This is a genomic window from Blastococcus sp. CT_GayMR20, from assembly GCF_004570345.1.
This window is the reverse complement of sequence record NZ_SPQM01000102.1, coordinates 1-18,305: the sequence shown is the minus strand read 5'-3', so window position 1 is coordinate 18,305 and position 18,305 is coordinate 1. Positions and strand designations below refer to the sequence as shown.

The 18,305-nt window shown below is 73.3% G+C and carries 14 protein-coding genes and 1 tRNA gene; 2 read left to right on the top strand and 13 right to left on the bottom strand.

Annotated features, from left to right (window positions below; genetic code table 11):
- Window positions 1-155 precede the first annotated feature (155 nt).
- The 10 genes from eno to E4P40_RS19610 all read right to left on the bottom strand — a co-directional run bounded on the left by eno (window position 156) and on the right by E4P40_RS19610 (window position 13,061).
- Window positions 156-1,433: a phosphopyruvate hydratase gene (gene eno / locus E4P40_RS19655; protein WP_135160190.1), complete on the bottom strand. Its 1,278-nt coding sequence runs from the start codon at window positions 1,431-1,433 to the stop codon at window positions 156-158.
- Between the two features lie 58 nt (window positions 1,434-1,491).
- Complete coding sequence (locus tag E4P40_RS19650; RefSeq protein ID WP_135160189.1) at window positions 1,492-2,397, bottom strand: MazG family protein; 906 nt, start codon at window positions 2,395-2,397, stop codon at window positions 1,492-1,494.
- Between the two features lie 33 nt (window positions 2,398-2,430).
- Window positions 2,431-3,438 (bottom strand): SurA N-terminal domain-containing protein, encoded by a 1,008-nt coding sequence (locus tag E4P40_RS19645; RefSeq protein ID WP_135160188.1) that lies wholly within the window; start codon window positions 3,436-3,438, stop codon window positions 2,431-2,433.
- 52 nt (window positions 3,439-3,490) lie between these two features.
- Window positions 3,491-7,033: a transcription-repair coupling factor gene (gene mfd, locus E4P40_RS19640; protein WP_209305424.1), complete on the bottom strand. Its 3,543-nt coding sequence runs from the start codon at window positions 7,031-7,033 to the stop codon at window positions 3,491-3,493.
- Window positions 7,034-7,143: 110 nt separating this feature from the next.
- Window positions 7,144-8,526 carry a sugar transferase gene (locus E4P40_RS19635; RefSeq protein WP_245160448.1) on the bottom strand — a complete coding sequence of 461 codons (1,383 nt, stop codon included), beginning with the start codon at window positions 8,524-8,526 and terminating at the stop codon, window positions 7,144-7,146.
- Window positions 8,527-8,843: 317 nt separating this feature from the next.
- Window positions 8,844-9,461, bottom strand: a complete 618-nt coding sequence (gene pth, locus E4P40_RS19630; RefSeq protein ID WP_135160186.1) for an aminoacyl-tRNA hydrolase — start codon at window positions 9,459-9,461, stop codon at window positions 8,844-8,846.
- A gap of 61 nt (window positions 9,462-9,522) precedes the next feature.
- Window positions 9,523-10,236 carry a 50S ribosomal protein L25/general stress protein Ctc gene (locus E4P40_RS19625; protein WP_135160185.1) on the bottom strand — a complete coding sequence of 238 codons (714 nt, stop codon included), beginning with the start codon at window positions 10,234-10,236 and terminating at the stop codon, window positions 9,523-9,525.
- A 240-nt stretch (window positions 10,237-10,476) separates the two neighbouring features.
- Window positions 10,477-11,457, bottom strand: coding sequence for a ribose-phosphate diphosphokinase (locus tag E4P40_RS19620; protein ID WP_135160184.1), 981 nt, complete (start codon window positions 11,455-11,457; stop codon window positions 10,477-10,479).
- Between the two features lie 14 nt (window positions 11,458-11,471).
- Window positions 11,472-12,956, bottom strand: coding sequence for a bifunctional UDP-N-acetylglucosamine diphosphorylase/glucosamine-1-phosphate N-acetyltransferase GlmU (gene glmU / locus E4P40_RS19615; protein WP_135160183.1), 1,485 nt, complete (start codon window positions 12,954-12,956; stop codon window positions 11,472-11,474).
- 32 nt (window positions 12,957-12,988) lie between these two features.
- A tRNA-Gln gene (locus tag E4P40_RS19610) sits at window positions 12,989-13,061 on the bottom strand.
- 263 nt (window positions 13,062-13,324) lie between these two features.
- On the opposite strand from E4P40_RS19610, the gene E4P40_RS19605 reads away from it, so the two are divergent.
- Entirely contained in the window at window positions 13,325-14,323 is a 999-nt protein-coding gene (locus E4P40_RS19605) for an acyl-CoA desaturase (protein WP_135160182.1), read from the top strand.
- Window positions 14,324-14,415: 92 nt separating this feature from the next.
- The gene (locus E4P40_RS19600) at window positions 14,416-15,060 is read left to right on the top strand and encodes a TetR/AcrR family transcriptional regulator (RefSeq protein ID WP_135160181.1); all 645 of its coding nucleotides are present in this window, start codon (window positions 14,416-14,418) and stop codon (window positions 15,058-15,060) included.
- An 18-nt stretch (window positions 15,061-15,078) separates the two neighbouring features.
- Here the strand turns inward: E4P40_RS19600 and E4P40_RS19595 are convergent, their stop codons facing one another.
- The 3 genes from E4P40_RS19595 to E4P40_RS19585 form a co-directional block, all read right to left on the bottom strand.
- Complete coding sequence (locus E4P40_RS19595) at window positions 15,079-15,996, bottom strand: 4-(cytidine 5'-diphospho)-2-C-methyl-D-erythritol kinase (protein ID WP_135160180.1); 918 nt, start codon at window positions 15,994-15,996, stop codon at window positions 15,079-15,081.
- Window positions 15,993-16,724 (bottom strand): 16S rRNA (adenine(1518)-N(6)/adenine(1519)-N(6))-dimethyltransferase RsmA, encoded by a 732-nt coding sequence (gene rsmA / locus E4P40_RS19590; protein ID WP_245160449.1) that lies wholly within the window; start codon window positions 16,722-16,724, stop codon window positions 15,993-15,995. Before rsmA ends, E4P40_RS19595 begins: the two co-directional genes overlap by 4 nt.
- A gap of 147 nt (window positions 16,725-16,871) precedes the next feature.
- Complete coding sequence (locus E4P40_RS19585) at window positions 16,872-17,957, bottom strand: resuscitation-promoting factor (protein WP_135160178.1); 1,086 nt, start codon at window positions 17,955-17,957, stop codon at window positions 16,872-16,874.
- Between the last annotated feature and the right edge of the window lie 348 nt (window positions 17,958-18,305).

The window sequence follows — 18,305 nt, the reverse complement described above, 5'->3', positions numbered from 1 at the left end:
CCGGCCCGCCGCTGGCCCGGGCGGCTGGTCGCGCCGGACCGCAGCCCCGCGCGGACCGGCCGCGTGGAGTGGACGCGCGGCGCCCGGCCGGTGGAGCGCCGGCCGTCGGACGACGACCCGCCTCTCCGGCCGCGAACGCTGCTCATCCCGCTGCCTCAGACGGTCAGGCGCGGGAAGGCGGCCGCACCGGCGTAGCGCGCGGCGTCGTCCAGCTCCTCCTCGATCCGGAGCAGCTGGTTGTACTTGGCGACGCGCTCGCTGCGGGCCGGGGCACCGGTCTTGATCTGCCCGCAGTCGGTGGCGACGGCGAGGTCGGCGATCGTGGTGTCCTCCGTCTCGCCCGAGCGGTGGCTCATCATGCAGCGGTAGCCGCTGCGGTGGGCGAGGTTGACCGCGTCGAGGGTCTCGGTGAGCGTGCCGATCTGGTTGACCTTCACGAGCAGGGCGTTGGCCGCGCCGCGGGCGATGCCGTCGGCCAGCCGGGTCGGGTTGGTGACGAACAGGTCGTCGCCGACGATCTGGACCCGGTCGCCCAGGGCGTCGGTCAGCGCGATCCAGCCGTCCCAGTCCTCCTCGGACAGCGGGTCCTCGATGGAGACGATCGGGAAGGCGTCGACGAGCTCGGTGTAGTACGCCGTCATCTCCTCGGCCGACAGCTTCTTCCCCTCGAAGGCGTACGCACCGTCGGAGTGGAACTCGGTGGCCGCGACGTCGAGGGCGAAGGCGATGTCGGTCCCGACGCCGTAGCCGGCCTGCTCGACGGCCCGGACGATGAGGTCCAGCGCCGCCCGGTTGCTCGACAGGCTGGGGGCGAAGCCGCCCTCGTCGCCGAGGCCCGTCGCCAGGCCGTCCTTCTTCAGGACCGACTTGAGGGAGTGGTAGACCTCCGTGCCCATGGCCAGCGCCTCGGCGAACGTCGGCGCGCCGATCGGGGCGATCATGAACTCCTGGACGTCGACGTTGCTGTCGGCGTGGGCGCCACCGTTGAGGATGTTCATCATCGGCACGGGCAGCAGGTGCGCCGACGGTCCGCCGACGTAGCGGAACAGCGGCAGACCGGCGGAGTCCGCGGCGGCGCGGGCGACCGCGAGGCTGACGCCGAGGATCGCGTTGGCGCCCAGGCGCGACTTGTCCGGCGTCCCGTCGAGGTCCAGCAGCCGCTGGTCGACCAGCCGCTGCTCGCTCGCCTCGTAGCCGACCAGCTCGGGGCCGATGACGTCGAGGACGCCGTCGACCGCCTTGGTCACGCCCTTGCCGCCGTACCGCTCACCGCCGTCCCGCAGCTCCACGGCCTCGAAGGCACCCGTGGAGGCGCCGCTGGGCACGGCGGCCCGGGCGATGGTCCCGTCGTCGAGGGCGACCTCGACCTCCACGGTGGGGTTTCCGCGCGAGTCCAGGATCTCCCGCGCGCCTACGGCGTCGATGCTTGGCACGGGAGCAGCCTAGCCAGCCCGGTGCGCCGCGGTCGCGAGCCTCGCCCCGGCGGCGGCCTCAGTCCCCCGCGGACCGTGCCGCGGCTTCAGCGTCGAGCTCACCGGCGTAGCGGCGCACGGCCTCGCGCAGGGCGTCCTCGACGTCCCAGCCCCGCTGCTCGGCCGCGGCGACGACGCCGAGCAGCCGCTCCCCCAGCTCCTCGGGGCTGTCGACGGTCAGGTCCGCGGGCTGCGGGGTGGGGAGCCCGACCCGGGCGGCGCGGCGCACCAGGGCCTGCCCCCACGCGGCGGCCGGCTGGGAGCGGGAGACGCCCTCGGTGGGTGAGCGGCGCTGCTTCTCCGCCTTCTTGATCTCCTCCCAGCCCGCCTCGACCTCCGCGACGTCGCGCGGGCCGGCGTCGCCGAACACGTGCGGGTGCCGGCGCACCAGCTTGTCGACCAGGTCGCCGGCGACGTCGTCGATGTCGAACCGTCGCTCCGGCGCCGCCTCCGCCGCCACCCGGGCGTGGAAGACCACCTGCAGCAGCACGTCGCCGAGCTCCTCGCGCATCGCCGCCGGGTCGTCGTCCACGATCGCGTCGTAGGCCTCGTGCGCCTCCTCGAGCAGGTAGCCGCGCAGCGAGGAGTGGGTCTGCTCGGCGTCCCAGGGACAGCCGCCCGGCGACCGCAGGCGGTCCATCACGGCGGCGACGTCCAGCAGCCGCGCCCCCGCCGGCTCCTGTGCGCCGGCGACGGACTTCCCCGGGGTCTCGCCCGGGGCCGCGAGGAGGACGACGTCCCGGGTCAGGGCGGCGACATCGGGGACGTCGGTGACCGTCCAGCCGTCGGCCCGCAGTACATCGGCCGTGGCCGCGGCGCCCGGAAGCGCGGCGAGAGCCGGGGCCGAGGTGACCGCCCGCCACCCGGCGGGGCCGAGCAGGCCGGGCAGACGCGGGCTCACGGTGACGACGAGGGCGACGGGCACCGGCCCAGTCTCCGGGAACGCCGGGGCGCGGCCCTACTCGGCCGGCACGCCCGCCGGCTGCTCGGTCTCGGTCTCGTCCTCGAGGATGTCCACGACACCACCGTCGGCCGGGACGAGCCGGGCGTCCTCGAGGACCCCGAACCGCGGGTTCACGGTGACCCCGAGGTCGCGGCGTACCTCGGCGACGAGCTCGGTCCCGGCCTGCTCGGCGGCCTGCGAGGCCTCCTGCTCCAGCTGGGGCCGGACCTCCTCGAACGAGGGGTAGACGGTGCCCTCCACGAAGGTGACGACGATGCCCCCGGTCTCGGGGATGGGCGTGGTGAAGCCGGTGTTGGGTGCCGCGCCGGTGATCCCCTCGACCAGCACGGAGGGCAGCTCCTCGGCGGTGCGCGACTCCAGGGCGGGCAGCGTGAACTCGCCCGGGTACTGGGCCGCGATGGCCGCGTAGCCGGCCGGGTTGGCGGTGAGCTGGGCGAGGACGGAGTCGGCCGTGGGCTGGTCGGGCACCGCGATGTAGCCGAACGACAGCTCGCCGAGGCTCTCGCGGGTCTCCTCGTACCGTGCCTGCAGGGCGGCGACGTCCAGCCCCTCGGCCTGGCCGTCGGACTCGGCGATCTGCTCGCGGGTGAGCAGCTGGCGAACGTTCTCGAACACGTCGCCCCGGCTGATGCCCTGGTCGGCGAGCTGGGCGTAGACCTCGTCGGGGTCGTCCTCGCCGAGCAGCTGCTCGATCCGCGCCCGGACGTCGTCGTTGTCCACCTCGACGTCGTAGCGCTCGGCGGCCTCGGCGTAGACCTCCTGCTGCACCAGCAGGCCGAGGACCCGGCGGGTGAAACCGGCCTCGTCCGTGGCGGCGAAGGCGGCGACGCGCTCGTCGGTGAGCCGGTCGGCCACGGCGGCATCCAGCTCGGAGACGCTCACCGTGCTCTCGCCGACGTAGGCGGCGACGTTCGGCGAGGTCCGGCAGGCAGCTAGCCCCGTCACCGCGACGGTCAGGAGGAACCCGGAGACCAGCACCCGGGGAACGCGACGCTTCAGCACGCCCGGAGAATCCCACACCCGCTGTGACCCGGAGCGCAGGGCGGCCCGTTCCTCATGAGGCGGCGGCGACAGGTTGCTCGAGGACGGCCGTGAGCACCGAGTGCAGGTTCTCCAGCAGCGCGACGTCCCGGAGCGGCGTCCGGCGGTCGGGTCCGACCGGCACCTTGAGCGAGATCGTCTCGACCGCCGCCTTGTAGGACGCCCCGTCGGCCAGCCGCGCCAGCCGCATCTGCTGCGACTCGCGCAGCGGCACGGGGCTGATCCGGATCGCCCGGCCCTGCAGCGACACCTCGGTGATCCCCAGCGCGCGCATCGCCGTCCGGAAGCGGGCGACGGCCAGCAGGTTGAGCACCGGCGCCGGCGGGGCGCCGTAGCGGTCGGTGAGCTCGTCGAGGACCGCCTGCGCCTGCTCGTCGCTCTGCACGGAGGCGACCTTGCGGTAGGCCTCCATCCGCAGCCGCTCGCCGGGCACGTAGTCGTGCGGGAGGTGGGCGTCCACCGGCAGGTCGACCCGGACCTCGAGCGGCTCGACCGGCGCGGACTCCCCGCTGACCTGGGCGCGGTAGTCGGTCACGGCCTCGCCGACGAGCCGGACGTAGAGGTCGAAGCCGACCCCGGCGATGTGCCCGGACTGCTCGCCGCCGAGAAGGTTGCCCGAGCCGCGGATCTCCAGGTCCTTCATCGCCACGGCCATGCCGGCACCCAGATCGGTGTTGTGCGCGATGGTGGTCAGCCGGTCGACCGAGGTCTCGGTCAGCGGCCGGGTCGGGTCGTAGGTGAAGTAGGCGTAGGCGCGCTCGCGGCCGCGGCCCACGCGCCCGCGGATCTGGTGCAGCTGCGACAGGCCGAAGGTGTCGGCCCGGTCGACGACCAGGGTGTTGGCGTTGGGGATGTCCAGGCCGGACTCGACGATCGTCGTGGCGACCAGGACGTCGTACTCCTTCTCCCAGAAGCCGACCATGATCCGTTCGAGCTCGTGCTCCTTCATCTGGCCGTGGCCGACGGCGACGCGGGCCTCGGGCACGAGGTTGCGGATCTTCGCCGCCGCCTTGTCGATCGACTGCACCCGGTTGTGGATCACGAAGACCTGGCCGTCGCGCAGCAGCTCGCGGCGGATCGCCGCGGCCATCTGCTTGTCGTCCCACGCGCCGACGTAGGTCAGCACCGGATGCCGCTCCTCGGGCGGGGTGAGGATCGTCGACATCTCCCGGATACCGGTCAGCGACATCTCCAGGGTGCGCGGGATCGGGGTGGCCGACATCGAGAGCACGTCGACCGCCGTCCGCATGGTCTTCAGGTACTCCTTGTGCTCGACGCCGAAGCGCTGCTCCTCGTCGACGATGACCAGCCCGAGGTCCTTGAATCGGGTGGTCGGCTGCAGCAGCCGGTGGGTGCCGACGAGGACGTCGATCTCCCCGGCGCCCAGCTTGCGGATGATCTCGTCGCTCTCGGCCTTGGACTGGAACCGCGACAGCACTGCGACGGTCACCGGGAACTGGGCGAACCGCTCGGAGAACGTCTTGAAGTGCTGGTTGGCCAGCAGCGTCGTCGGCACCAGGACGGCGACCTGCTTGCCGTCCTGCACCGCCTTGAACGCCGCCCGGACGGCGATCTCGGTCTTCCCGTAGCCGACGTCGCCGCAGATGATCCGGTCCATCGGCACCGGCTGCATCATGTCGGCCTTGACCTCGTCGATGGCCCCGAGCTGGTCGGGGGTCTCCTGGAACGGGAAGGCGTCCTCGAGCTCGCGCTGCCAGACCGTGTCGGGGCCGAAGGCGTGACCCTTGGTCGCCATCCGCGCCGAGTAGAGCCGGATGAGTTCGGCGGCGATCTGCTTGACCGCCTTGCGGGCCTTGTTCTTCGTGTTCTTCCAGTCGGCGCCGCCCAGCTTGGAGAGCGCGGGCGCCTCCCCGCCGACGTAGCGGGTGAGCTGGTCGAGGGAGTCGGTCGGCACGAAGAGCCGGTCCGGCGGCTGGTTCCGCCGCGACGGGGCGTACTCGACGATCAGGTAGTCGCGCTGCCCGCCGTTGATCGTGCGGCTGATCATCTCGATGTAGCGGCCGATGCCGTGCTGCTCGTGGACGACGAGGTCGCCGGGCTGCAGCTGCACCAGGTCGACGGCGTTGCGCCGGCGGGCGGGCATCTTCGCCGCGTCGCGCATGTTGGTACCGCGCTGGCCGGTGAGGTCGTGCTCGGTGAGCAGGGCCAGGCCGATCCCGGGGAAGGCGAACCCGGACTCGAGGTTGCCCTGGGTGACGTGCGCCAGCCCGGCCTCGGGCGGCCCGGCGAGGTCGGGCACCAGCCGGACGCCGAGGTCGGCCTCCGCGAACTGGTCGGCCGCGCGCTGCGCGGGTCCCGGGCCGGCGAAGGTGACGACGACCCGCCAGTCGTCGCGGGTCCAGGCGCGCACCTGCTCGACGGCCTTCGGCACGTCGCCGGAGAAGCGATCGACGACGGTGGCGTCGAGGGTGACGTGCTCGTCGTCGTCCTCGGCGGCCAGGGTGAACGGCCCCGTGGTCCACCACGGCAGGCCGCGGATGCGGGCGGTCGTCTCCACCTCCGCGAGGTCCTTGAAGGACGACGCCCCGAGGTCGATCGGCGCCTGCCCCGCCTCGGCGGCCGTCGACCAGGACGCGGCGAGGAACTCCTCGGCGGTGCGCACCAGGTCGGCGGCCCGGCTGCGCACCCGCTCCGGATCGCAGACCAGGACATGCGTCCCACGGGCGACCAGGTCGGTCAGCAGCTGCATGTCCCCCGGCACCAGGACCGGGATGAGCGACTCCATGCCCTCCACGGCGATGCCCTCGGCGAGCTTGCCGAGGATCTCGGCGAGCTCGGGGTGCTCGGTGGCCAGCGCGGTGGCCCGCGCGCGCACCTCTTCCGACAGCAGCAGCTCGCGGCAGGGCGGGGCCCACAGGCGCTCGGGCCGCTCGTCGAGCGACCGCTGGTCGGCGGCGGAGAAGTAGCGCAGCTCGTCGACCTCGTCGCCCCAGAACTCCACGCGCACGGGGTGCGGCTCGGTGGGCGGGAAGACGTCGAGCAGACCGCCGCGGACGGCGAACTCCCCGCGCTTCTCCACGAGTTCGACCCGCGTGTAGGCCGCATCGACGAGGGCCCGGGCGACGTCCTCGAGGTCGGCCTCGGCCCCCGGGCGCAGCTCGACCGGCACCAGATCGCCCAGGCCGGGGGCCAGCGGCTGGAGCACGCTGCGGACCGGGGCGACCAGCACGTCGATCGTGCCGTTCTCCCCGGGATGGGTCAGGTCGCGCAGCACGGCCAGCCGGCGGCCGACGGTGTCCGCGCGGGGGCTGAGCCGCTCGTGCGGCAACGTCTCCCATGCGGGGAAGGTCTCCACCCGGCGGCCGGGGACGAAGCACCGGAGCAGGTCGGCGACCTGGTCGGCGTCGCGCTCGCCGGCCGTGACGACGAGGACCGGCACCCCGGCGCCCGGCTTGCCAGCCGCGAGGGCTGCAGCCACCAGCGGCTGCACGGGCGGCGGCGCGGTGACGGCGAGGGAGGCGTGGCCGGCCGCGGCGACGACGCGCGCCATGCCGGGATCGGTGAGGACGACGTCGAGCACGCCGCGCAAGGTCACGCTTGATTCTCCTGAGGATCGCCGAGGCCGCACGCGTGCCGCGGAATGCGACAGGGGCCGGACTGCCAGGTTAGCCCTGGTAGTCCGGCCCCGCCGTCGTGCTCACGCGCTCAGTAGGCGCCCGAGGAACTCAGGACCGCACGACAGGTCTTCCACAGGATGAGCAGGTCCAGCGTCAGGGACCAGTTCTCGACATAGCGGAGGTCCAGCCGGACTGCCTCCTCCCACGGGAGGTCGCTGCGGCCGGAGATCTGCCACAGGCCGGTGAGGCCAGGCTTGACCAGGAGGCGGCGGCGGACCTGCGAGTCGTAGTTGGCCACCTCGTTGGGCAGGGGCGGCCGCGGACCCACCAGGGACATGGTCCCGGCCAGCACGTTGAACAGCTGGGGGAGCTCGTCGAGGGACAGCCGACGCAGCCACTTGCCCACCGAGGTGACCCGCGGGTCGTCCCGCATCTTGAAGAGCAGGCCGTCGGAGATGTTGCTCGCCTGCAGTGCCTCCAGCCGGACGTCGGCGTCCACCACCATGCTCCGGAACTTCAGCATGGTGAAGGTCTGGCCGTTGACGCCGACGCGCTCCTGGCGGAACAGCACCGGACCGGTGCTCGTCACGCGCACCGCGACGGCGATGCACGCCAGGACCGGAGCGAGCAGCAGGATCGCCGCGACGGCCAGCCCACGGTCGACGGCACCCTTGACGAGGCGGGTCCAGCCCTCGAAGCGGGGCTGCTCGACCGAGAGCAGGGGCAGGCCCTCGAACGGCCGGATGTGCAGACGCGGGCCCGCGACCTCCATCAGACCGGGCGCGACGAGCAGCTCGATGCCCGTCCCCTCCAGCTGCCAGGAGAGCTGGCGCAGGTACTGGGCGGCCGTCTCGCTGGCCGAGGTCACGGCGATGGTGTCGGCGTGGAGCCGGGCCGCGGTGTTGACCACGTCGTCCAGACCGCCGACGGGGACGCCGGCGAGGTCGGCCACCCTCGTGCGGTCCTCGGGGGTCACGCAGGCCGCGATCACGTCGAACCCGGCGTACTTCTCCCGGCGCAGCCGCTGGACCAGTTCGAGGACGGCCCCGCCGCGACCGACGACGACGACCCGCTTGGTGTGCCGGCCGATCGCGCGCTGACGGTGCAGGTGGATGCGGGCGGCGTAGCGGATGACCATCGTGCCCAGCGTCAGAGCCGGCACGGCGACGACCACCAGTGCCCGGCTCAGATCCAGGGCGGCCGCGTACGAGACGAAACCGGCGAACGCGAGCAGCAGGAGGCCCGCCCGGCCGACCCGGCGGTACTCGTCGCTGCCCATCCCGAAGACGCGCTCGGTGTGGGCGCCGGTGGCCACGAGCAGCGCAGGCCAGGCGACGACCATGGCTGCAGCACCCCAGAAGAGGGAGTTGGAGAGATTGAGCCCGCCCTCGCGGGTGAGGACTGCCGCGCCGCCGGCGGCCAGCGCTGCGAGGGTCTCGGCGACCAGCAGCGCGATCGAGTACCGGCGCACCCAGGCGGGGGCGTGTCGACGGGTGAGGAGACGGAGGCGTGCGCGCGGTGCAGTTCGCGGGACGGGCGTTGCCAGCAAGGACGCCGCGCCTCCTGCCAACTGGTGATCAGCCAGCATCGTTCCCCCCGTTGACGTAACGTTCCGTAGTCATGCGGACACGGTCAACTCGCCGGTTACCAGCAAGTAAGCGCGAAGGTCCGTTCGCGACCCGGATCGAGAGTCACAGAGAGTTAGGTTTGCGTCAATGCAACTGGTCGCCGTTCACCCATTTGGAGCGAATCTGTGACCATGATCTCCAGGAGAAGAGTTCCCCCAGGTCAGGTTCGGGCGTGGACCTCGTTCTGCGCGGCCTCGAGGCCGCGGGCCAGGAGGGCCTCCACGGCGTCGGCGGCCTCGGCGACCAGCAGGTCGAGCTCCTTGCGCTCCACGCCGGAGAAGTCCTTGAGGACGTAGTCGGCGGCGTCCTGGCGCCCGGGCGGGCGGCCGATGCCGACGCGCACCCGGAGGTAGTCCTTCGTGCCGGTCGATCGGGTGATCGACCGCAGGCCGTTGTGTCCACCCTCGCCGCCGCCGCGCTTGAGGCGGACGGCGGAGAACGGGATGTCCAGTTCGTCGTGGACCACGACGAGGTCCTCGACGGGGAGGTGGTGGTAGTCGAGCAGGCCGCGGACGGGCCCGCCCGACTCGTTCATGTAGGTGAGCGGACGGGCGAGCACGACCCGCCGTCCGGCCAGCCGGCCCTCACCGGCGAGGGCGCGGGCACGGGCGCCCTTGCCGGGCGAGAGCCGCAGGCCTGCGCGGGCGGCGAGCTCGTCGAGGACCATCGCCCCCACGTTGTGCCGGTTCCCGGCGTAGCCGGGGCCGGGGTTGCCCAGTCCGACGACCAGGAACGGACCCTCGGAGACGGGCTGCTCGGCGACCCGCCGTCCGGGCACGGCCGCGAGGGCGCCGGCGGTGCCGGCGCCCTCGCGGATCGTGCTGTCGGTCAGGAGAGCCTCAGTTGTCCTGGGACTTCTCGGCAGAGTCCATCGACTCGCCGCTGCCCTGGTCCTGCGGCTCGGGGACGACGTCGCCCTCGCCGGCGCCCTCGGCGGCGTCGCCGGACTCCTCGCGCTCGATTCCGGCCTCGGCCTCGGCCTCGGCCAGCTCGGCCTCCAGCGCCTCCGCCGTCGGGGCGCCGAGGAAGCCGATGACCAGCGCCTCGGGGTCGGTGATCAGCGTCGCGCCGCGCGGCAGGACGAGGTCGCCGGCGGTGATGTTCTGGCCGGCGGAGCGGTCGCTGACGTCGACCTCGATGCTGTCGGGCAGCTTCGTGGCGTCGGCCTCGATCTGCACGGTGCTCAGCTGGTGGTTCGGGATCGTGTCCGGAGCGACCTCGCCGACGACGACGATCGGGACCTCGACGGTGGTCTTCTCACCGCGGCGGACGAGCAGCAGGTCGGCGTGCTCGTGGGTGCGCTTCAGCGGGTCGCGCTGGACGGCCTTGGTCAGGGCCAGCTGCTCCTTGCCGTCGAGCACGATGGTCAGCAGGGCGTTGGTGCCGCCGTTGCGCAGCGCCGCGGCGAACTCGCGCGCGGGCAGCGACAGGTGGACGACGTCCTGGCCGTGCCCGTACAGGACGGCGGGGATGCGGCCGGCACGGCGGGTGCGACGGGCGCTGCCCTTGCCGAACTCGGTGCGGGTCTCGGCTTCGAGGCGGAAGTCAGCCACGGTGGTGTGCTCCTCAACAGGCGGATCGGGTCTGCAGCCGGCGCGCGAGCGCGGCACACCCGGGAGGTTCGTCCACCTGGAGCGTGCACGTCGATCACGGAGAAGCGGTAGGACCGCGCTCCCTCGCCGGGCAACGACAGGAGGATACCCGACTCCGCCCCGACCTCGTTCAGTGTGCGCCAGCAGGCAGTTCCGGGGCCGATTCCTGCCGAGCGGCGCACACTCTTCTCTCCCGAGTCCTCAGCTGGCTCCGTCGAACAGCGACGTGACGGAGCCGTCCTCGAAGACCTCCCTGATCGCGCGGGCCAGCAGCGGCGCGATCGAGAGGACGGTGAGCTTGTCGAAGTGGCGCTCGGGCTCGATCGGCAGCGTGTTCGTCACGATGACCTCGCTGATCTTGCTGTTCTTGAGCCGGTCGACAGCGGGCCCGGACAGGACGCCGTGGGTGGCGGTGACGATGACGTCGGCCGCCCCGGCGTCGAACAGCGTCTCCGCGGCCTTCACGATCGTTCCGCCGGTGTCGATCATGTCGTCGACCAGGATGCAGACGCGACCCTCGACCTCACCGACGACCCGGTTGGCCTTGACCTCGTTGGGCCGCATCGGGTCGCGGGTCTTGTGGATGAAGGCGAGCGGGACGCCGCCGAGCTTGTCGGTCCACCGCTCGGCCACGCGGACGCGGCCGGAGTCCGGGGAGACGACGGTGATGTCGCGGTCGCCCCATCGGGAGCAGACGTGGTCGACCAGGAGGTCGAGGGCGAAGAGGTGGTCGACGGGGCCGTCGAAGAAGCCCTGGATCTGGGCCGTGTGCAGGTCGACGGTCATGAGCCGGTCGGCGCCCGCGGTCTTGAACATGTCGGCGACCAGGCGGGCGGAGATCGGCTCGCGGCCGCGGTGCTTCTTGTCCTGGCGGGCGTACGGGAAGAACGGGGCGACGACGGTGATCCGCTTGGCCGAGGCACGCTTGAGCGCGTCGACCATGATCAGCTGTTCCATGAGCCAGGTGTTGATCGGCGCGGTGTGGCTCTGCACGACGAAGGCGTCGCAGCCGCGGACGGACTCCTCGAACCGGACGAACAGCTCACCGTTGGCGAACTCGTAGGACGCCGTCGGCGTGGGGGTCACGCCGAGGTGCCCGGCGATCTCGGTGGCCAGCTCCGGGAAGGCCCGTCCCGAGAACAGCATCAGGCTCTTGCTGTTCGCCTGCCGGATCGCGCTCATCGGCTTCGCTGTCCCTACTCGTCGGTGTCGTGGCCCGGGGCGCCGGCGGGTGCCTCCGCCCGGCGCTCCGCCGCTTCGGCGGCCTGTGCCGCGGGCGACCCTGCCCGGCGGCGGCGTACCCAGCCTGCCACATTCCGCTGGGGCGCCCGCGCGACGGCCATGGCTCCCGGGGGGACGTCGGCGGTGATCACCGAGCCCGCCGCGGTGTACGCGCCGTCCCCCACCGTGACGGGCGCCACGAGCATGGTGTCGGAGCCGATGCGCACGTGGTCGCCGACGGTCGTGTGGTGCTTGGCCACGCCGTCGTAGTTGACGAAGACCGTCGCCGCGCCGACGTTGGCGCCGCGGCCGATGGTGGCGTCGCCGACGTAGGACAGGTGCGGCACCTTGGAGTCCTCGCCGACGTCGACGTTCTTGGTCTCCACGAAGGCGCCGACCTTGGCGCCGCGCGCGAGCCGGGTGCCCGGCCGCAGGTAGCTGAACGGGCCGACCGTGGCCACCTCGCCGATGACGGCCCCCAGGCAGTGCGACCGGACGACGGAGGCGCCGGCCTCGACCCGGGTGTCGAGCAGCGTGCTGTCCGGGCCCACGACGGCGCCGGACGCGACCGTCGTCGTCCCCTCCAGCTGCACCCCCGGCTTCAGGACGGCGTCGGGCTCGACCGTGACCGTGACGTCGACCCACGTGGTCAGCGGGTCGACGACGGTGACGCCGGCCCGCATGAGGTCGGCCAGCACGCGGTCGTTGAGGGTGCGCCGGCGGGCCGCGAGCTCCAGCCGGTCGTTGCAGCCGAGGACGTCGTCCGGGTCGTCGGCGAGGACGCCGCCCACGGGCGCGCCCTCGGCGACGAGCAGGCCGAGGACGTCGGTGACGTACTGCTCCCCCTGGTCGTTGTCGGAGTCGAGGGCGGCGAGGCTCCGGCGCAGGGCGCCCGCGTCGCCGACGTAGACGCCGGCATTGATCTCCCGGATGGCCCGCTGGGCATCGGTGGCGTCGCGCTCCTCGACGATGGCTCGGACGGCGCCCGATCCGTCCCGCACGATGCGGCCGAGCCCCGTCGGGTCGGCCACCTCGGCGGTGAGCACGGTGAGCGCGCTGCCCGCGGCCAGGTGCGCCTCGACGAGCGCGGTCACCGTCGCCGCCCGCAGCAGGGGCGCGTCCCCGTTGACCAGCAGCACGGGCCCCTCGACCTCCGGCACCGCCGCCAGAGCGACGGCGGCCGCGTGGCCGGACCCGCGCTGCTCCGCCTGGAGGACCGGCAGCGCCGCCGGGGCGATCTCGCCGAGGTGCGCCTCCACGGCCTCCCGTCCGGCGCCCACGACGACGACCGTCGTCCCGGCACGGAGCGGCTCCGCCGCGGCGAGGACGTGCCCGAGCAGGCTCCGGCCGCCGAGGGCGTGCAGCACCTTCGGCGTCGACGAACGCATGCGGGTGCCCTGGCCGGCGGCGAGGACGACGACCGCCGCGACGGACGGTTCGGATGTCTCCTGCGGGGTCACGGATCTCCTCGGACGGCGACAGCTCGGCACAGCTGGGGGACTCGGACTCGAACCGAGACTGCACGGCTCCAAAGGCCGGCGGGCTGCCGATTACCCCATCCCCCACCCGCGGCTCCGCCCGGCGTGCACCGGCAGGAGCCACGGGGCGCCGTGGTCCGGCGCCCGGGGCGAGCCTAGGGCCAGCGGCGGGCGGAGGGCACTCACGGGCCCGGTCCGGGCGGGGACCGCCCGGCCGGCGCACAGCCGACCGGGCTTCCCGGTCCGGTCGCGCGGCTCCCTACGCGGGCGTAGGTTACGGACACGTAGCCTCGGCTCCGGCGTTCATGTCGTAGCGCCGACGATCCGCCTGACACCGCCCCGGAGGGCACTTGTCCGCTCCTGCACTGACCCGGCCCACTGCTCCGCCCCGGACGGCGGATCCGCACGCAGGGCTGCCCGACAACGCGATCGGCCGGCACAAGAGCTCGCTCGAGATCGTCACGCTGTACGTCATCGTGGCCGTGCCGTTCCTGGCGCTCGGCGCCGTCATCCCCGCCGTCTGGGGCTGGGGACTGTCCTGGCTCGACGTGGGCCTCGCCGTCGCCTTCTACTACCTCACCCTCCTCGGCGTGACCGTGGGCTACCACCGGCACTTCACGCACGGCTCGTTCAAGGCGAACCGGCCGCTGCGGCTCGCGCTGGCTGCGGCGGGGTCCATGGCGATCCAGGGCCCGGTCATCCAGTGGGTCGCCGACCACCGCCGGCACCACGCCTTCTCCGACCGCGCGGGTGACCCGCACTCGCCGTGGCGCTACGGCACCGACCTGCGGTCGCTGCTCAAGGGCATGTTCCACGCCCACATGGGCTGGCTGTTCGACCGGCGCAAGACCAACCAGGAGCGCTACGCGCCGGACCTGCTGAAGGACGGCGGTCTCCGCGCCACCAGCCGCCTGTTCGTCGTGTGGGCGTTCCTCAGCCTGGCCGCCCCCGCCGTCATCGGCGGCCTGGTGACGCAGAGCTGGGCCGGCGCCTGGTCGGCGTTCTTCTGGGCCGGGCTGGTGCGCGTCGCGCTGCTGCACCACGTGACCTGGTCGATCAACTCCGTCTGCCACGTGGTCGGCAACCGGCCCTTCGTCTCCCCCGGCCGGGACCGGGCGACGAACTTCTGGCCGCTGGCGATCCTCAGCGGTGGGGAGTCCTGGCACAACCTGCACCACGCCGACCCCACCTGCGCCCGCCACGGCGTGCTCCGCGGTCAGGTCGACATCAGCGCCCGCCTCATCTGGGTCTTCGAGAAGCTCGGCTGGGCTCGGGACGTCAAGTGGCCCGACCCCGTCCGGCTCGCGGCCAAGCGCCGCGTCGAGGGCCCTGCCCCGGCGACGACCTGAACGACGCCGGTACTCCGGCGCCTCCTCCGCCCGGGCGACCTGTTTCCCGCAGGACGCCCGGGCGGAGCCGTGCCCAGGGCAGGATGAAGCCCATGAGCAGCAGCGCGGCGCGGCAGCGGGTGCGGATGACCGGGGCCCAGCGACGGCAGCAGCTGCTCGACGTCGGTCGCGAGCTGTTCGCCCAGCGGGGCTTCGAGGCGACCTCCATCGAGGAGATCGCCGCACACGCCGACGTCAGCAAGCCGGTCGTCTACGAGCACTTCGGCGGCAAGGAGGGGTTGTACGCGGTCGTCGTGGACCGCGAGATGCAGACCCTGCTCAGCCGCTTCACCTCCACGCTGTCGGCCCCCGGTCAGCCCCGCGAGATGCTCGAGCGGGCCGCCCTGGTGCTGCTGGACTACATCGAGGAGGACACCGACGGCTTCCGGGTGCTGACCCGCGACGCTCCGGTCAGCAGCGGCGGCACGTACTCCTCACTGATCGGCGAGGTGGCGCGGAAGGTCGAGCACATCCTCGCCAGGCAGTTCGACCCTGGCCAGTACGACCCGCGGCTGGCCGCGCTGTACAGCCAGGCACTGGTAGGGATGGTGGCACTGGTCGGGCAGTGGTGGCTGGACGAGCGCTCCCCCGGCAAGCACGAGGTGGCCGCGCACCTGGTCAACCTGGCCTACAACGGGCTGGCCCATCTCGAGCTGGAGCCCGGTCTCGTCGACCCCTCGGCGGCGGACGGGGCCTGAGCCCGTCACCCGCTCGTCTCAGCCGACGAGCCGCGCGCCGGGAACCGGACCCTGCACCGCCCGCACGGTGCGGAAGACGCCCGCCCCCGCCAGTGCCGCAGTCAGCCGCACCGCGCTCTGCTCGTCGGCGACGAGCGCGGCGACCGTCGGCCCGGAACCGCTGACCAGCACCCCCGCTGCGCCCGCCTCGGTCGCCGCCGCCAGCGCGCGCCGCAGTTCGGGCCGCAGCGTCAGCGCGGGCGCCTGCAGGTCGTTGCCGAGCGCGCCGGCCAGCTCCTGCGGCAGGCCGCTGCGCAGGGCGGCGATCACCGGCTCGGCCGGCGGCAGGTCCGTCCCGTCGGGAACGCGACCCGCGGCACGCAGCCGGTCCAGCTCGGCGTAGACGGCGGGTGTCGACAGACCCTCGCCCGCGATGCCGAGCACCCAGTGCGACGGCGTGCGGGCCAGCACGGGCGAGAGCTGCTCCCCGCGCCCCGAGCCGAGCGCGACCCCGCCGAGGAGGCTGAAGGGCACGTCGCTGCCCAGCTGGGCGGCGAGGCCCGCCAGGTCCTCCCTGCTCGCCCGGGTGCCCCACAGGGCGTCCAGGGCGACGAGGGCGGCTGCCGCGTCGGCGCTGCCACCGGCCAGCCCGGCGGCAGCGGGGATCGACTTCGCGATCGTCATCTCCGCGTCGGCAGGGACGCCCGCCGAGCCGGCCAGCAGTTCGGCGGCCCGCCAGACGAGGTTGCGCCGGTCCGCGGGGACGACGTCCGCTCCCTCGCCGGTCACCGACAGGGACAGCCCGTCCCCGGGGCCCACGGTCACTGTGTCGAACAGGGAGACGGCCAGGTACACCGTGCGCAGTTCGTGGAACCCGTCCGGCCGCAGCGGGCCCACCGCCAGGTGCACGTTGACCTTCGCCGGCGCGCGGGCGGTGACCGGGGCGGACGCGGTCACGGCTCCACCGGATCGGTCGCCGCGAGCCGGGCGAAGTCGGTGACCGACAGCTGCTCCCCCCGGACGGCCGGGTCGATCCCGGCGGCCCGCAGCCGGACCTCGGCCGCCGCCGGGCTGCCGGCCCATCGGGCGAGCCCGGCGCGCAGGCTCTTGCGGCGGGTGGCGAACGCGGCGTCGATCACGGCGAAGGTGGCGAGCCGGTCGCCCGGCGGGGGCGGCCGGCGCACCAGCGCCACCAGCCCCGAGTCGACGTTGGGCTCCGGCCAGAACACCTTGCGGCCCACCGATCCGGCCCGGCGCACCTCGCCGTACCAGGCGGCCTTGACCGACGGGACGCCGTAGGCCGCGCCGCCGGGCGGCGCCGCCAGCCGCTCGGCCACCTCCGCCTGCACCAGCACCAGGGCGCGGTCCAGGGTGGGCAGCAGCTCGAGCAGGTTCAGCAGCACGGGCACGGCGATGTTGTACGGCAGGTTCGCCACGAGGGCGGTGGGCGGCGGGCCCGGGAGCTCCCGGATGCGCAGGGCGTCGGCTTCGACGACCGTGAGGCGGTCGGCGAGGTCCGGGCGCCGGGCGGCGACGGTCTGCGGCAGGAGAGCGGCCAGGCGCGGATCGATCTCGACGGCGACGACCCGCTCCACCGCGGGCAGCAGACCGAGCGTCAGCGACCCGAGACCCGGGCCGATCTCGAGGACGACGTCCTCGGGCCGCAGTCCGGCCGTCCGGACGATCCGCCGGATCGTGTTGGCGTCGTGCAGGAAGTTCTGGCCGAGCGTCTTCGTCGGCCGGAGGTCGAGCTGCTGGGCCAGCTCGCGGATCGCGGCCGGGCCCAGCAGCCCGTCAGAAGGCTCCGGTGGAGTGCTCAGGGAAGGCTCGATCTAGAGGTGCCTGCCGCAGTGCGGCCACTGGCCGGCACCGGCCTTGTTGTAGAGCAGCTGCGCCCGGTAGGTCTGCTCGTCCGGCGAGGCCTCCGAGGGGAGGCCCGATCCGCCGACGGACCGCCAGGTCTGGACCGAGAACTGGTAGAGCCCGTGGTAGAGGCCGTTGGAGCTGACGACGCTGGGCCGTCCGCCCGACTCGCACTGGGCCAGCGCGGCCCAGTCGAGGCCGTCGGCCGCAGGCGTGTTCGCCGGCTTCGGCTTGGTGCCGACGGTGACCTGCTCGGCCACGGGGGCGCGCGTCACGGTGGTGTTGAGCGTCTCGCGGGCGGTCTCGACGCCATCGGTGACCGTGACGCGGAAGGTCGTCACCTGCTCGCCGTCGACACCGGGGACGGTCACCTTCTCGTCGCCGACGAAGGCGTTCGGGTCCTGGGTCTCGACCCGCTCGTGCGGGATCGCGGCGGCACCCTGCGTCTCGCTGATCTGGACGCGGAAGACCTGCAGGCGCATGCGGTTGAGCAGCCCCTGCCGCAGGTACAGGCTCGTGCGGTCGGTCTCGCCGAGGGCGATGCCCTGCTCGGCGAGCAGGTCGCCGGCGGTGGCGGCCGTGGTGCGCACGACGCGCTCCTGCCCGTCGCTCACCAGGACGATCTCCTTGGGCGTGGTCACGGTCAGCTGCATGCCCTGCAGCGGAAGGCGCTCGCTGCGGCTGGCGGACAGGACCAGACCGTCGTCGCGGAGACCGAGCTGCGCCAGCGCCTCGTCGACCGAGAGCGCGGTCACGTAGACCTCGCGGGACACGCCGTCGACGGTGAGCTCGAGCGGGCGGGCGCGGTTGAGGACCACGGCGTCACCGTCGGCCAGGGCCTGGGTGACGCCCGGCAGGACGACGTCGTGGGCGGCGGGCTCCAGGCCCTCCTCCTCCAGCACCTCGCCGACGGTTCCGGCGTACGTGCCGACCTCGCGGGCCTGCCCGTCGACGGTGAGCGTCACGGACTTCTGGGCGAGGAAGAAGGCCAGCGTGCCGCCGACGAGTCCCAGGAGGACGACGGCGAACAGACTGAGCTGGAGAGAGCGGCGCACAACACTTCCACGGGGTCACAGAACCCGGGCAGGAGAACGGGACCCACCGTCTGGGACGGCGCTCCGCGTCATGGTCCCGAGTCCGGACGGCATGCGGCCGGGAGCGACTGCTCCCGGTCGGTGAACTCCGCCCGGGATCGGTCTCCACCCCGGCTGTCGGTCACGACACGATAACGAACACCTATCGGCTGGCAACTTGGCAGAGCGAGTCAAGCAGAGCACCGCGGGGGCCCAGAGTGGGCGCGCCGATACCCAGTGTGACCGCCGTGCCGGGAGGGGCGGGTGTGGCGGATGGGAACGTGGCGTGGAACTCCGTGACGAAGGCCACAGCGTGAAGACGCCTCGCGC